At 36.8% G+C, this 16618-nt stretch carries 13 protein-coding genes; all 13 read left to right on the forward strand.

The annotated features are described in order from the left end of the window. Positions 1 to 186: 186 nt before the first annotated feature. Complete coding sequence (locus tag EAI95_RS07895; RefSeq protein WP_129270363.1) at positions 187 to 726, forward strand: T6SS immunity protein Tdi1 domain-containing protein; 540 nt, start codon at positions 187 to 189, stop codon at positions 724 to 726. A 563-nt stretch (positions 727 to 1289) separates the two neighbouring features. Further along, positions 1290 to 1583 (forward strand): WXG100 family type VII secretion target, encoded by a 294-nt coding sequence (locus tag EAI95_RS07905; protein ID WP_126403704.1) that lies wholly within the window; start codon positions 1290 to 1292, stop codon positions 1581 to 1583. Between the two features lie 68 nt (positions 1584 to 1651). Further along, positions 1652 to 5026 (forward strand): type VII secretion protein EsaA, encoded by a 3375-nt coding sequence (gene esaA / locus EAI95_RS07910; RefSeq protein ID WP_129270365.1) that lies wholly within the window; start codon positions 1652 to 1654, stop codon positions 5024 to 5026. A gap of 9 nt (positions 5027 to 5035) precedes the next feature. Next, positions 5036 to 5524: a type VII secretion EssA family protein gene (locus EAI95_RS07915; protein WP_126403706.1), complete on the forward strand. Its 489-nt coding sequence runs from the start codon at positions 5036 to 5038 to the stop codon at positions 5522 to 5524. 5 nt (positions 5525 to 5529) lie between these two features. After that, positions 5530 to 5784, forward strand: a complete 255-nt coding sequence (locus EAI95_RS07920; RefSeq protein ID WP_126403707.1) for a type VII secretion protein, YukD family — start codon at positions 5530 to 5532, stop codon at positions 5782 to 5784. Positions 5785 to 5796: 12 nt separating this feature from the next. Beyond that, positions 5797 to 6963 carry a type VII secretion protein EssB gene (gene essB, locus EAI95_RS07925; protein ID WP_126403708.1) on the forward strand — a complete coding sequence of 389 codons (1167 nt, stop codon included), beginning with the start codon at positions 5797 to 5799 and terminating at the stop codon, positions 6961 to 6963. After that, on the forward strand, positions 6950 to 11410 hold the full coding sequence (essC, locus tag EAI95_RS07930) for a type VII secretion protein EssC (RefSeq protein ID WP_129822662.1): 4461 nt from the start codon (positions 6950 to 6952) through the stop codon (positions 11408 to 11410). Before essB ends, essC begins: the two co-directional genes overlap by 14 nt. Positions 11411 to 11431: 21 nt before the next feature. Continuing rightward, positions 11432 to 11851 carry a hypothetical protein gene (locus tag EAI95_RS07935; RefSeq protein ID WP_126403710.1) on the forward strand — a complete coding sequence of 140 codons (420 nt, stop codon included), beginning with the start codon at positions 11432 to 11434 and terminating at the stop codon, positions 11849 to 11851. A 9-nt stretch (positions 11852 to 11860) separates the two neighbouring features. Further along, positions 11861 to 12163, forward strand: a complete 303-nt coding sequence (locus EAI95_RS07940) for a TIGR04197 family type VII secretion effector (protein ID WP_129270372.1) — start codon at positions 11861 to 11863, stop codon at positions 12161 to 12163. Further along, positions 12163 to 12918: a DUF4176 domain-containing protein gene (locus tag EAI95_RS07945; protein WP_129822663.1), complete on the forward strand. Its 756-nt coding sequence runs from the start codon at positions 12163 to 12165 to the stop codon at positions 12916 to 12918. Before EAI95_RS07940 ends, EAI95_RS07945 begins: the two co-directional genes overlap by 1 nt. After that, entirely contained in the window at positions 12918 to 15596 is a 2679-nt protein-coding gene (locus EAI95_RS10065; protein ID WP_238662904.1) for a hypothetical protein, read from the forward strand. Before EAI95_RS07945 ends, EAI95_RS10065 begins: the two co-directional genes overlap by 1 nt. An 11-nt stretch (positions 15597 to 15607) precedes the next feature. Beyond that, entirely contained in the window at positions 15608 to 15988 is a 381-nt protein-coding gene (locus tag EAI95_RS07955; protein ID WP_129270376.1) for an immunity 22 family protein, read from the forward strand. 86 nt (positions 15989 to 16074) lie between these two features. Further along, positions 16075 to 16614 carry a T6SS immunity protein Tdi1 domain-containing protein gene (locus EAI95_RS07960; RefSeq protein ID WP_129822664.1) on the forward strand — a complete coding sequence of 180 codons (540 nt, stop codon included), beginning with the start codon at positions 16075 to 16077 and terminating at the stop codon, positions 16612 to 16614. The last annotated feature ends 4 nt before the right edge of the window (positions 16615 to 16618 follow it).

A 16618-nucleotide genomic window follows, 5' to 3' on the forward strand; every position in this document is an offset into this window, starting at 1 on the left:
GGGGGATAATAGGAGGCTGGTGTTTGGTAGAGTGCTTCAAAAACATTATTTTTATTATATTTCCTTTAGATACTTAAAAACGCATGAGACTGTTATTCTTCTTGTTAAGTAGTCTTTGGTACATATGGTTTGTGGTATACTGGAAGCAGAGTGAAACGTGAATAGGAAATCAAATCGGAGGAAAACATGCTAGAAAACTTTGTAAAAGTGGCAGACATGCCCCAAGAAGTTATTGAAAAATACAAGGATCAAGTTCCAACTGAGTTAGTTCAAATTTGGCAGGAGGATGGCTTGGGAAGCTTTTTAGATGGTTATCTAAAAGTCATTAATCCAGATGACTATCTTGAACTTCTCCAAGATAGCTATTTCAGAGGAGATATCGCTTTTCCTATGTTCGTAACAGCATTTGGAGATATTATTACTTGGGAAGAGAATGCCTATGTGGGAATTGTCCAATATAATATTCAAGATTGTAACATTATAATTAAGCGTCTGTCACATTTTTTGAATTTTTTGGATGATGAATATGTTTTAAGATATTTCGATATTCCACTCTACAAAAAAGCTGTTGCTAAACATGGTCAATTGGCCTACGATGAATGTTTCGGTTTTGTTCCACTCCTGGCATTAGGAGGCTTTAAAGATGTGGATCATATGGATAGGGTAAAAGTCCTAGAACACATTTACCTCATGTACCAGCTTACAGGCGGAGTGTTTGACGATTGATAAAAAAGAACCACCCTCGCGGTGGTTTTTTCGATTCTTTGGATGAGACTCGCTAATTTGGTGAATATAAACTTTTTGGTACAAATTTTGGTACAAAAAACAAAATGACAAGCAAAAAAGCCTTGAATTCCAAGGCTTCTTCCTGTTGATTTAGATGCCCCCTGCATGAATTTGTAAGAACTTTTCATATTGAAAATAAACAAAAATGTTGAAATATAGCTGATTTTAGGGAAATACTTTTAGGTATTTTCAATGTCAGGATTTAAAAATGGGGCAAAAGTGGGGCAAAAGCGGGGCAAAAGATTTTTAAATTATATTGGTTAATGTCAGTGTTTACAATTCAATCTAATACACAATTTGAATATTTATAACGTCTGAGTTGAAGATATAACATTTATATTATAATAAAAATAAAAAGTTATATTAGTGTAACGTCAAAGTAATATTTGCGAAACATAGTATACATTTTTGTAATTGACATTGCTGTTATTTTAGGGTATCATTAGTCAAAAGTATGCTTATCAAAGTATATTTATGTCTTTAAAAGAGAAGGAGAAAAAGATATGGCAGGAGCTATTTCACTTACCCCAGAAGAACTACGTTCTCAAGCGAGCGTGTACACAACAGCTGCAAGCAGTATTGAAGCTGAAATTCAAAAAGTTTCAAGTACTAATGACGCAATTGCATCAACATGGCAAGGTCAAGCTTTCAATGCATACCTTGAGCAGTTTGAACAATTGAGAGCAAATGTAAAACAAATGGAAGAACTCCTTGTGAGTGTAAACCAACAGCTTATTGCTTATGCTAATACTGTGGAAGAGCGTGATGTAGCTGATAAGGCATCATTCGGTTTCTAAGATAAACTATTATTGCCAGTGCTCTATTTTGAGTGCTGGCTATTTTAATTACAATTTTAGGAGAAAAAATGTTTCGTTTGAAAACAATAAATAAAAAGGTTCTCACAATAATATTAACATTAATTACGCTAATAGCAGTGTCGAGTACTTTTGTCTATATAGCATTTAAAGACTCGTCAGTAACTCAAGTATTAGGTAAAGAATCTTCTGAGACTAGATATGTTTTGGTTAACGAAGATGATGGGTGGGAGTTTGAAGGAAAGAAATATGAACTGGGACATGATTTTGTCACATTAGTTTCTCAAGATGAACAACATAAGTGGTCGACCTCTAATCGAAGCCAAGCAAAAGCGGGGATTGAGGGTGGTGAATATGATGCTATGATTGTAATTCCTAAGAATTTTTCTCAATCAGTTTTATCACTACAAAGTATAGACCCACAAAAAGCCAATATTGAATATCATATTAGAAATGGTCAAAATCAGGTAACACAACAAGTTATCGAGAAAAATATTAATACAGTTCTATATGATTTCAATAAGAAGATTGTACAAATGTATTTTTCAAGTGTTGTTGCAAGTGTAACGGATGCACAGCAAAATGTCACAGGAATAGTAGATACAGAATACCAAAACTCAACCTTTTTGAAGAACTATATTCAAACACCTTTTCAGTCATTTCCACAATCGTTTAGTAGCGTATCAGCTATAACCAATTCTTTACAATCAAACAGTACGGCTATTGAGAATGAACAGAAAAGTTTTGTTTCTTCAGTTATGTCACTCATGGACGGGAATGCTGAAGAAGCAGGGGGGATTGCAGATACCCTTCAGCCAGAAGGCAATGGGACAAATGCCTCTGATTCAAGCGCTAGTACCAATCAATATAGTGGTTTAGATATTTATTACAACAAAATGCTTGCGAGTCTTATGATTTTAGGTGCGGAAGAATCAGCAACTCCTTCTCAACCAGTTGATTCTGAAGGGACTCCAGTTAAAAGTATTTATACTCGTTTCTTAGAAAATGCTAAGCAGTATGAAAGTGCTCAAAAACTGACAAAAACAGCATTAGAAACAAATATTAAAAAGGTAGAAGGTCAAATTAGTGACCTTCAAAACCTACAACAAGTTATTTCTTCAAAATATTACGGAGATAGTAAATTAACTCCAGAGACAGCAACTGTTGAAAATGCAAAAGAAGCGATTGCCGTTTTAATGAATCCTGACAAGAGATCGAAGCTTGATAAAGATTACCTCTCACAGCTTAACGTTCAGGTGGGAGCTACTCCAACTGCTTCGTTATCTTCATTAATTGATGCGCTTGTTACGAAGAATGTTATTACTGGTGACCAAGCTAATTTATATAGAAGTGAGTTAGCTCTTGTTAATCGTTATGCAAGTGATTTTGGAGTAGGAACTGGAACTACTACATCATATAATTTTGTGAATCGTCAAGAGTCTGACAAGGCAAATTCCTTCCAAACAACAGCTACCTTTAACATCGGTACTGGTGGAGATACCATTTCATTAAATGGAGAAGGTGTTTCTATTTCAAATGGTGGAGGTGTTGCGGCTCAGATTCAATCGAGCTTAAATCAGCAACTTGCCCCATACAACAAAGCAGCTACAGTATCCGCTTCATCGAATGGTTTTGTTATTTCTATCCATGATACAGCGGGTGCAAGTGTTCCTTCAGAAAGTACTACTGTAGAAAGTACCACTGCAGAGACTACTCCTGCAGAAAATACTTCTGTGGAAAACCCACAAGCTGATCAAGGTACAGACAAACAAACGAATGTCCCAGAAAAAGATGTGACTTCAAGTAATCAAGTCCGGACTAAGGTTGTGAAGGTACCAGTAGCGCCAAGTTCTCTACCGGTGACGGTATCTGTAAATTTATCCTGGAGCTCTCAACCTACAGAAAATCGTTCTTATAATGAAGTGGACTACCAATGGACTAATAGTCAAGGTGGGATTTCTTCTGGCAAACTGGCTGTGTTTGACACGAAAAACGATACAATTGTCCAAGATTTGCCACTTATTCTTAATAATTTTTCATCTTTGGATAAAGCGGCTCAACAAATAACAACGATCTTTTCGGATCCTTCAGAGTCAATCACTTCTTTTGCACTTCGTGCACAGAATAATAATACTTCGTTGGGAGATTTAGCAGGACCAAACTCTATTTATTATCGCTACAATAATATTGATAAAAAGACATTAGCTAAGTCAGTGTCTGATGAATTTGCTGAAGCTTATAAAAAAGATGGCGATTATATCTTTAATGAACTAAATAAGAGAATCACAGATTTAACAGTATTGCTGGGAACCCCGGATGATACAGCAACATCTGAGAAAGAAGTTACTCTCTATGGTCTTTTAAATTCTATTCCTAGTCAAAATGATTATTATCAACTAATCGCAGAGTTAGGTGATTGGTACAATAATGCCAAAGTAACGCTAGATGATTTTTATAAGTCTGATACAAGTTCTCGAACAGAGCAAGATGCTGCAAATACAGCCAAGTTAACGAATGTTGCTTCTCAATTGAGAAATATCCAAAAATCAGCGAAAGATATTTCAAAGCAAACTGAAACGACAGCTAGTGGACTGCCTAAGATGGATGAGGTTGTAAAAAGCTTTTCAACAGATGTGCAGCAATTAGAGGAATCAGTGAATGCTGTGTTAAATAGTGTTAATAAATACGTATCTAGTACAGATTCTAACTTAGCAGACAATCAAAAATATGTAGAATCCTTTAATAAAGTGCTATCAAATACTAAGAATGGTGGAGCAGATAATCAAAAAGTATTTAATTTCTTATCATCACCTATTGAAGTTAGTGCCATTAAAGGATCCACTGCAAAGGTCTCTATTATTCCGTATTATATGACAGTTGTTAGTGCCCTTCTTACCATTTTGATTAGTTTCTTTACTATGTACTTGATTAATCCTCGGAGTCTTGATAAACGAGATAAAATTAAAACACCGAATCGTATCTGGTACAATCTTCCTAATACAGTAAAGATCAACTCAATTGCAGGTATATCAGCGATGGTATTCGCAATTGTCACTTCGACAATCCTTCAATCCGTCTCAAAAGTAGTATGGATTCTATATACATTCTTACTAGTATTCGCTTTAATTAATCTTTTTGTTTACCTATTGCGAAAATTTGAAAGAACACTTACCTTATATATCTTTACATTCTTGCTAGGTATTTACTTGCTGTTAATGCCAATTATTGGTTCGTCAACAAAACCGGGAACAATAGTTTCACTCCTTTATCGTTTCTCACCTTTCCAAAATATTGAAAATGGTTATGTTGCCTTAATTAATGGTATCGGTGTTGGAGGAATGACAATTTTTATCTTGGTATTAGTTGCATTTGCAGTAACATTGCTAAATTTGTTTATAAAACCATTAAAGGAAGAGTCTGTTTAGGAGATTTTAATGTCTAGTAAAAAAATACTTTCAGTATTCCATCTTTTCATAGTTTTGACAGGATTAGTATTGACACACAATCTTGTCTTTGCGGATGACAAATCATCACTTGAGATTCATAATGATGTCATTTATGGTGGAGATCAGGAACAAAAGCAGTATGAACACTATGAAAATAAGACTGATTTATTTTTTGAAAAGAAAGAAGAACAAAATAAGGACCTTAAACAAAAGGAAAGTAGCTATTTGAACGAATTAACTGACAAAGTCTTTCAGGATGATTGGGGACATAAAAAAGAGTCATCATCAAAAGATATTCTTTTCCAGTCAGATTATTCTGTTCCAGAATTCATACCAAATGCTTTAGAAGATTCATCTCATTCTTGGATAAAGATTTTCTTCGGTAGTTTATTTTTGCTAGGGGGAACCCTTATAGCATTTATAGGTTGGAGATTAGGAAAGGTATTTTCAGATTTCCAATTAAAAAATAAGGAGTAGTCTTGATGAACCCCCAAACAATTACAATAGAACTTGCATTTCGAAATCAAAATTTTGATGTCATGATTCCAACTGCTGTAACAATTAATCGCTTAAAAATATTGTTAAGAGAAGCATTGGTCTTAAAAGAAATTCATTTACCAGAACAATTTGATTTGGTATTAAAAAACAAACCTTTTTCATTAGCACCTTCAGCTCTAATATCTGAATATCCTATTGGAAATGGTGATCAGTTTGAAATAGTTACGAGTGTAGAATAGCGAGGTAGTCCTGTGTCACAGATAAAAGAATATTATCCTGAGTTAGATATCTATGTGGAAGATAAGAACTTGATGGTGAGTTTGAAAGCTAATCAATTTAAAATAAATGACTTACCACAGTATCAAACATTTTTAGAAAAGGATACTCATTTTTTAGCAGGTGAAGTTGTAGAAGTTAGCGAAGAAGAACTTCGAGTGACGTATACAGTTGAAGAGTCTTCAATTCCTCTAGTTGAAGCGCTAGAAAAGTTATCTTTGGTTGATCGACTAGTATTGGCTCAAAAGATGCAGTTTCTTTCTCGCTATTCTCACACCTTGGTAGTTCCTTATATTCATCCAGACAATTTCTTTGTTTTGGGTGAATACGTAAAAAGTGGGCATAGAGGCTTTTCTACTTCTGTAATGCCCTTCGTAGAAAATGAGGACTACTTTAAATCCTATCGTGCATTGATTCTTTATATTCTGAATCCTCGATTAGACTTCTATGACCTCATCAATGGTTCAAGTGCTATTAAAAACCCATTCTCACAAGAGGTTCAGCAAGCACAAAATTTTGAAGAATTGAATGAGGCATTGAATCAACAAGTTGCCATACAGGTTCAAAAAAGATTAGAAGAGAATATATATACACCTAAAAATCAGTTTATGATTTACAAGTGGGGGATGATAGCGTTTGGATCTTTATTTGTAATTCTTTCACTTGTAGCAGGTTTCTATCTATTTAATACGCTTCCGTACAAAGATCGAATTATCTCAAGTGAGATCTATTATACAAACAATGAGTATTCTAAGGCCATTGAAGTTTTGGAGAAAGATAATCCGAAAAACTTTCCAAAGGGTACTCAATATATGTTAGCGATTAGTTCGATTAAAGAGGACAATCTCAGTAACGAGCAAAAAGAGAATATCTTAAAAAACATTTCCATGAAAACTAATGAAAATATTCTCTTATATTGGATCTATATTGGGAATGGCGATTATGAAAAAACCTTGGATGTAGCCCAAAATATAGGGGACAATCAACTGATTTTATATGCTTATAGAAAACTGTATAGCCATGTTAGTGGGGATACAAAAATGAAAGGTTCTGAAAAACAAGAGAAACTAAAAGAATATAAGGAACAAATTAAAAATTACGAAGAACTTTTGGAAGGAAAAGACGAGTATGAAAGAAAATAAGCATTCCAACCAAATTTTTGATAGTAATAGAGAAGTACCTTCTAATGTATTTTACGATGTATTTGTATTCGGCCGTAAATTCAAACATATTGGACTTTCTAAAAGTTTCAATCAAATTGAGACGGAGTACGGGTGTATTAGTATTGATGAAAACAATCAGTTATTGTTTAACGGACAAGCATGGTCTGGGGATTTTTTACACAATTGTGTAGCCTATTCCCTAGGAGAATTAAATCCGACTTATACAAACATACCGAGAAATGAGTTTATCATTTCAAATCTCTCTTCTTCAGCAATCAAGTTTGCTACGAAAGCCTTTATTCGCTTTAAACCAGTTTCAAAAGAGTTTCATCTATTGACCCTTTTTTCGAATGGCTCTCATATTTATTTCAATGGAGAAAAAGTTGATACATTCGACGGGCTTTTCAGAATTGGGGATAGGCTAGTTATAGATGGTGTTTTGATCGAAAAACGACCAGAACAGTTTAAAATGATTGGTCTTTTGCAGAAATTTCAATTAGATTCAAAGCTCTTTATTGAAGAGGCTCTAATTGAAGAGTACCCTCTTGATTTTCCTGACTATAGACGAAGTCCAAGAATTTTTCTAAGACCAGCCGAAGATAGAATTAGACTGAACTCTCCTAAAAACAGGAAAGAAAAAAAGAGAGGAGAAATACTGAGGACGATTGTACCGCCACTAGGAATGTTAGTCATGACGGGTGCTGTTACAATCATTAGCCGTCGTAATCCAGTCATGCTGCTCAGTATGGGAGGAGCGAGTCTCCTAACAGCGGCTTTTTCGGTATCTAGTTATTGGACGTCTAAAAAGGAAACAGAAAAAGAGAACAAGCAACAAGAAGAAAACTATCAAAATTATCTTGTTGAAAAAGAATCCGAGCTAGCAAAGCTAGCTGAAAAACAGAAGGAAGCTTTAGAATACAATTATCCTTCAGTATCCGATTTAGTGTCCCTAATACGCTCGTATCGTTCAAGAATCTACGAAAAAATGCCTAGCCACGAGGACTTTCTGAATGTTCGTCTGGGGATTGGAGATGTCAAAAGCAGCTTTCATGTGGACTTTTCTGAGCGTGAACAGACCGATGAGTGGGAACAATTTGTAAAAAAAGAAATTGTAGAGAAATACAAACATATTTCACAAGGACCGATTATTATTTCCTTACGTGATCAAACACTGGGGTTGGCGGGATCACTAGTTTATTTAAATACAGCTATCCAAACCATCCTCTTTCAGATTGCAGCGATGCATTCCTATCACGATGTTCAGTTTGTTTCTTTATTGTCAGATGAGGATTATAAGAAGTCTTGGGACTATTGGAGATGGTTGCCTCACTTCCAGTTGGATAATTTAAATTTACGTGGATTAATTCATAATGAGCAAACAAGGGACGTTGTCTTGAACTCTTTTTATCAGATTATTGTAAAGAGAAGACAAATGGTTCGAGAAAACGCCTCTAAGTCGGCGAAACTTAATTTTAGTCCTCATTATGTGTTAACGATCTTAGATGATTCTTATTTGTTAGGTCATGGTCTAAATGAGTTTCTTGCAGAAGACATGACTCAATATGGTGTTACTGTAATCTGGGGAAAAGAGAATTTATCAATGCTCCCAGAAACAGCGACAGCTGTTATCGAATACCAAAATAACGAAACTGGAACCTTGGTCAATGATAATCGAGAGTATGTAAATCAATTATTTGTTCCAAACAAATGGGATAAAGGAATTAATGATGCTATTCATAAACTCGCCAATCTGAACCATGTTGAAGTAGAGAAAAATTCTATTCCTGAAGCGATCAGCTTTTTAGAATTGTATCAGGCGAAGACAGTTAATGATCTCGGAATCTCTAGTCGTTGGTCTTTAGCCGATACTTCAAAAACGCTCGCAGTTCCATTGGGACTAAGAGGAAAGAACGACGTTGTGTATTTGAACCTCCATGAGCGTGCTCATGGTCCTCACGGCTTAGTAGCCGGTACCACAGGTTCAGGTAAGTCTGAAATTTTACAGAGTTATATCTTGAGCTTGGCAGTCAACTTTGCGCCGGAAGATGTAGGGTTCCTTCCAATCGACTTTAAAGGGGGAGGGATGGCAAACTTATTTGCAAAATTACCTCACCTAATGGGAGCAATCACAAATTTAGACGGAGCCGCTTCGGCGCGTGCTCTTAAGAGTATTCGTGCAGAACTTCAAAAACGTCAAAGAGAGTTCGGCCGTTTTGGAGTTAACCACATCAATGCATATACAAAACTGTATAAAGAAGGAAAGCGATTGGCTGGTTCTCAGGATGGTAAGGAATATCCTACCAAACCAATCCCTCACCTATTTCTAATTTCTGACGAATTTGCTGAACTCAAACAAAATGAACCAGAGTTTATGACAGAGCTAGTATCGACAGCACGTATTGGTCGATCTCTTGGAGTTCATTTGATCCTAGCTACTCAAAAACCAAGTGGTGTCGTGGATGATCAAATCTGGTCTAACTCACGCTTTAAGTTGGCTTTGAAGGTGGCGGATGAGTCAGATTCGAAAGAAATTATAAAGACCCCAGATGCAGCAAGTATCATCCAACCAGGACGAGCTTACTTGCAAGTGGGGAACAATGAAATCTACGAACTCTTCCAATCAGCTTGGAGTGGTGCTAATTACCAGCCAAATAGTAGCAATGAGAAGAAAGTAGATGAACGGATCTGGTTGATCAATGATCTTGGTCAAGCAGAGTTATTAAGTTCGGACTTGTCGGCTGGGGAAGATTACCAAGATATTTCTGAGGATGAGCAGACAGAGTTGACAGCAGTCATTGATGAGATTGCGGAGTTAGCTGAGTCGAATGATGCGATTCTTCCAGATAAACCTTGGTTACCGCCACTGAAATCCGAAATAGTGACACCAAGTATCGACTATAAGACTAACTGGAAAGAAGCGCGTCACCTATCGATTCCTTTTGCCTTGTTAGATTTACCAGAAAAACAAGAGCAACGAGTCTTTGACTTCGATTTGGAAGAATACAGTCATTTTGCAATCTTAGGATCAGCAGGATTTGGTAAATCGACCGCCTTGCAAACTTTCGTTTTAAACATGGCAAGAATGAATTCACCAGAGCAACTTCATTTCTATTTATTCGACTTTGGAACCAATGGGTTATTACCTTTAAAAAACTTGCCTCATGTAGCGGACATTGTAACTCTTCAAGAAGAGGAGAAACTTGTTAAGTTTATTAAGAGAATCAGACAAGAGCTTCAAACTCGAAAAGACTTACTATCAGAACATGGTGTAGCCAGCTTGGCACAGTACGAAGCGAAGTCAGGTAAGTCCTTGCCGGTTATTTCTATTATTCTTGATTCTTTTGATTCGATTCAAGAAAGCAGCTTAAAAGATCCGATAGAATCTCTTGTGGCCCAAGTGCTACGTGAAGGAGCTAGCTTAGGTATTTATATATCGATGACAGCTCTTCGAGCAAATAGCTTTAGACTAGCGATTAATAGTAACTTGCCTACCAGAATGGCCTTATTCTTAGTAGAAGACAATGGGGTTCGTGAAGTTGTAGGACGAGAAGCATTAATTGCTCAAGAGATTATCGGTCGTGGTCAGATTAAGACTGAAGAAGGAGTGCATGAGTTCCAAATTTATCTTCCAAGTGCAGGAGCCAATGATATTGAGCGTCTGACAGCTATGGAAGAAGAAATTAAGGCTATGTCTGAGGAGTGGGATGGAGAAGTGCCATCCGCTATTCCAATGCTACCAAATGTTATCTACTTATCAGATTTCTACAAGAAGAAGGAAGTCCAAGAGAGTTTGGAGCAGCTACATCTTCCGTTAGCCTTGGATAAAGAGTCGACAAAAGTGGTCGCGTTTGAACCGAAGAAACACGGATATTTCTTGATTGCAGAGGATACTTCTCAACAATCTGAATGTCTTACTCATACAATCTTAGAAGGATTTAAATATCTGGAAGATAAAGTGACCCGTGTTGTATTAAATGCGGGTGGGAAATTTACAAATTCCCAAGAGAATATAGACGTGTTAGTTGAGGAGTCTGAATATGCAACCTTCCTGACAGAGCTTTCTACAGAAATTGATGAACGGCAGGCAAATGGCTGGCAACAACCAACCTTTATCTATATTCCAGACGCTCATCTTTTAAATAACCATATCTTGACTTCGATTGAGTTATTTAAGAAGATGATTTCCCAAGGGCCTCGAAATGGAATTTATATTATTTTCCAAGGAATACAACGTTCTATTGAATCCGGATTTGATGAGTTCAATAAACGCTTAAGGACGAATATTCCTGCAGGTATATTCGGAACCCGTGTTACAGATCAAAACTTAGTAAATGTCAAAATCCGTATAGGGGAACCAATTGTTCCATTAGATGAAGCTTACTATTTCGAAGTCCGTGATATTAAGCATATTAAGTTGAATCAATAAAGAAAGTAGGGAGGAAATGACATGGCAAGTGATAAAGCCGAACGTAATGCATACAATCGTGCTCAAGGCGAGAAATGTCAAGCGCAAGCTCGGGAATATGATGCCAAGAGAGCAGCAAATGATGAAAAAATCAGGCGCTTGAATGAAGCCAAAACGAAACTTGTTGCTGCATTACAAGATTATAATACCTTCATGGATAATGTCGAAAAGATCGAATCTGAGATTTCAGATTCAAACTTTAAAGGTGTGATTCGGGATAATTTCAAAAAAGAAGTAGATGAAGTTGTTTTAGATATCAACTCAGACATCAATCACCACCAGAAGAATTTATCTACTCTATCTGGGAAAATTGCTAGCCTAGAAGCAGAAAATGGTAATTTGATTGAGTGGGCGAAAAATGCTTGGGATATGGCTGCGAACTTCTTTCAATCTTTGGTATAGGAGGCAAGTATGGGAAGCACAGGAAGAATTGGAGTATCTCCTGAAGAATGGAATAGCGCAGTAAACAGTGCTGCAAGTAGTGTGGCAGGTGTATCAGGCGTCACAGTCCAAGAGTTGGAGAAGACGACACTAGCACGTTTTAAGGCCTTGATTGAAATGCAAAAGAAAGTTGAAGAGACTTTGACAAATTATAAGGGCTATAATGCAAAAAGCACCCAAAAAATGTTGGAAGTCGCACAGAAAATTGTTGATGAGGATGCTCAATATGGAGCAGACTTCGAAAAGAATGCAGCGAATTTGAGGTTTAAATAATGGGACAAGAAGTTGTAGATAAAAATAAAATTTTTTATAGTATTCTTCACAATGATTCTCAAATAAAGTTTGAAGTGACAGACGACATATTGTTTCTAGGGAATTTTATTGGGAGTCATCCTCAGATTCTCCGAGGAATCTACAAAAAATATCGGAAGCTAGAGTTAGAGTATCATCATAAACCAAAAATTGGAGCACCTATTGATGTCTATTTTGACTATGGAGAAGATGGTGGAGATCGAACAGTAACATTTAAGCGTCAACGAGTAACAGTAAAATTTTCTGAAGATGATTTTCTGATCTTTTTAGCAAAAGTTGATGCAGTATACTCGGAAATTTTGCCGATTGGTACTGTAGTTGAACTTGATGAAGAAATGATGCCACCGGTGATTAAAGAGCAAATTAAAAACTCTGGTATTGCCGAGCTTGTCGTCATAACAGGACGTAAAGCGCCATTGCAAAAACCATTCGATCGTTATCTAGTTGATTATTACGCTTATCTGTGGCCAATTGGTCAGTTGCCAGTCAGTGTACCAATAACAGTATCTAATATGATGATTAGTAAAGTAGTCCATATGGGATGGCAACATCCTTTGGATGAAACTTTCAGTATGGAAGTCTTGAGAGCAACTCAGCTAGCTAAGGAACAAAATTCTACTGCCTTTATGCCAATGGACGAAGGATTAGAATATTTCAAAACAAGAGCGACAGACAGTCAAATACTAGATCTGTTTGGTGGAGAGGAGGAGAGTTAATGGGATTCCATGTCGAAATGGAGGAATTACTCAATCTGAAAAAAACCTATCTGGAATCTGCTGAAAAAGCTGAAGAACAGCTAAATGCAGCGAAAGATAAAATGAATGCCATTATTACAAGTAATTCCATGTATGGAGAAGTAGGGAAGGCAATCAATAACGAGATTAATAATAGTCATAACGCTGTTATTGTAGGCTTAAAAACAGCCTATACATTAATGGATGCAGATTATACCCAGGCTCTAACTGCTTTCCGTGACGGAGTTGGTGAGACTTCAGAGACGGCTATCTTGGATGAAGAAGTCATGACTCAGACCAAGACGAAGATGACGGATGCCAATACTAAGCATTCGGATTACGAAACGAATATTAGTCAGATCTACTCAAGTATTAATGATCTGATCAGTCTCAGTTCGCCATCTAGTAATGTTTCTAGCTCAATCACGAAGGCTAATACAGTTTTATCTGATGCCATTACAAAGGTGAACGCTTTTGATAGTGATCAAACTGAACTAAATACAGAATCTCTCCTAACAGCTTTGCAGCAACAGATAGATGCTGGGAATGCAATTCAGGAGCTGTCCTACACTGATCCTCGATTTGTAGAAATTGTTTCCTATTCACAATTAGCTGAAGGAATCAAACAGGTTGATGATCAGATTACTCAAGCGAAGAAGGAACAGGAAGAAGCTGCGAGAAAAGCAAAGGAAGAAGAAGAAGAGTGGAGAAAAAATCACCCCGCTCAAGCAATGATTAAAGACGCAAGAAAGGGATTAGGTGATTGGTGGGATGGTGTTATAAATGCTACCAAAAATCTAGATATTCCAGTTGTTAGAGAGACTCTATTGTTTGCTGAAGGATTCATTGGTGGTGCATCTAGTTTGGTTGGAGATCTTGCTTACCTATATTTCGATGCTCATCAATTTACGCAAGAGCTTTTTACTGTTGGATTTGAAAAACTGACAGGTCTTAATGTTGCTCCAGACTGGATGGAGAAAGATGTTAACGGAGCATGGAATAATGTAGTTGCTCTTAAAGATGCATTTACGAATACCTTTACTCTTGAAAATGGGCAAAAGGTACTCGATTACTCATGGAAGTTAATGACTGATGAACGGACACGAGCAGAAGCTTGGAGAGATACAAAGAGAACAACTGAAAAGCTGTGGAATGACTTTACTAAAGATGGATGGTATAATACAGGTGGAGTTGTTTTTGAAGTTGGTTCGTGGTTTGTAGGTGCCGGTGAAGTCAAAGCAGGTCTTACAGCAGCCAAGACTGCAAAAACGTTCGCAGAGGGCGCCCGTCTCTTTACTAGTACAGTCGGAAGACATGCTGTTAAAAATGCAGATGATATGGTTCAAGGCTTGCTACACCTTGCAACACGTGGACCTGCTAAGACGAAGGCATTTGCGAAGAATATGATTAACGTCATCGCAGATTCTAAAACAACTTTTACTCGTTGGAGTGATGAGCTTGGAGAAGGACTTAGCAAGTTAAAATCTGTTGCAGGTAAGTGGGGTGATAACTTAGCTGCAAGATCTCCAGAGTTTAATACCTTCCGTGAAAACTTCCGACGTACTTTATCTAATTTCGGAGATAATAGGGTCCTTGCTGGGGCTAACTATAGTGATAAGATCACCCGTAGTAATGCTCGAGTCTATAACATGGCCGATGATGGAGTTCGTAGTACTCGTAAGGCCGCAACAGAGTTTGGACAAGGTGCTACAGAGCAGTTGGCTAAACATGGCGATGAAGTTGCTAAGTATGGTGATAATGTTTCTAAAACTTTGCAGGAAAGCACTGAACAAGTTGGTAAGAAAGCGAGCCGAGAGGTTGGACAAGAAGCTACAGAGCAATTGGCCAAACATGGTGATGAAGTTGCCAAGCATGGTGATGAAGTTTCTAAAACTTTGAAGGAAAGTACTGAACAAGTTGGTAAGAAAGTAAGCCGAGAAGTTGGACAAGAAGCCAGTGAGCAGTTTGCAAAACATGGCGATGAAGTTGCCCAAGGTTTGAAAGAGACTGCAGAACAAGCTGGTAAGAAAGTTAGCCAGGAGTTTAGTCAAGAAACAAGTGAGCAATTGGCTAAGCATAGCGATGATGTCGCTCGAGGAGTGAAGGAAACAGCAGAACAATCTAGTAAGAAAGTTGGCCAAGAGTTTAGTCAAGAAACAAGTGAGCAGTTGGCTAAGTATGGAGATGAAGTACCTAAAGGTCTGGAAGAGCCGATAGTAATTGATGACTTATCTCCTCAGGATATTCCAACTGTTAAATCTGGTAATTTTGAAGAATTTTTCAACAGATTAACCCCGGAACAATTAGATGAAATTTGGGATAATAAGCATTTAAGACGTAAAATTGAAAGACAATTAAGAGCGCCTGGTGGAATGCATGAATGGCATCTTGTTTCTCGTGCACCTCAATTTAAGAGATGGGGGATTCAGGCTGAACAGATACGTGATCTTAGAACGGCAATATCAGATGTAAAATTTGTGAATCCGACCGGAGTTCATGGTGGTCTAGGTTCAACTCGTGCGCATAATGAGTTGCTGGGGATAATTGATAGTTCTTTGGATTATGAAACTTTTGTCAGAAGGTTAAATAATTGGGCAAATTATAGATTAGATGGTGGAATAGCTTCATTGCCAGAGGGACTGCGGAGTTTTGGAAAATAGAAAGGATAATTATGGAAACAGAAAACACAGTGTCAATTTGGATTGGCAATTTTGCTACTAAGTTAGATTTAGATGAGTTTATAAATTTGAAATATGATGATGAAGGAGAGGTGGTTCCTTCATTGTTTTATGATCAATACAATATTGATATTGATGACATTGATGATTACTTAATTGAAAAAGAAGTTTTTGAAACCAGCTTTACAAATTTGTTTGATATGCTAAAAGGGGCATCCTATGATAACGTTATTATAAACAATTTAAAGCAAAAAGGCATAAATCCCAATATTGAACCCAATAACACGTTGATTTTGATATATAATTATCAGTTTGATAGCAATATTTTACGAACAATTAACACGGAATTTATAGCGACTGTAAAGTACAAATAATTAGCATATAAAAATGAATCGACTTACATTTTATGGAGTAATTGGGGCCGTTAAATTCACAATCTAAAATCAAGAAATAAGAAAACATGCTAGAAAACTTTATAAAAGAGGCAGATATGCCCCAAGAAGTCATTGAAAAGTATAAGAATCAAGTCCCTTCTGAGTTGGTTCAAATTTGGCAAGAGGATGGTTTAGGAACCTTCTTAGATGGTTATCTCAAAGTCATTAATCCAGATGACTATCTTGAACTTCTCCGAGATAGCTATTTCAGAGGAGATATCGCTTTTCCTATGTTCGTAACAGCATTTGGAGATATTGTTACTTGGGAAGAGAACGCCTACGTGGGAATTGTCCAATATAACATTCAAGATTTGGATATTATTTGTAAGGGGATGGATTTATTCGTTCAATATTTAGATAACGAATATATTACAAAAAAATTTGAACTTGATTTATATAGACAAGCTGTGTCAAAACATTGTGCTCTGTCTTATAACCAGTGTTTCGGTTTTGTACCGCTCCTGGCATTAGGAGGCGTTAAAGATGTGGGTCATATGGATAAAGTCAAAGTTCTGGAACACATTTATCTCATGTACCAACTCACAGGCGGAGTAATGGACGATTGATAAA

Origin of the sequence: Streptococcus sp. bf_0095, assembly GCF_004166885.1 — a bacterium.
Classification (GTDB): Bacteria; Bacillota; Bacilli; order Lactobacillales; family Streptococcaceae; genus Streptococcus.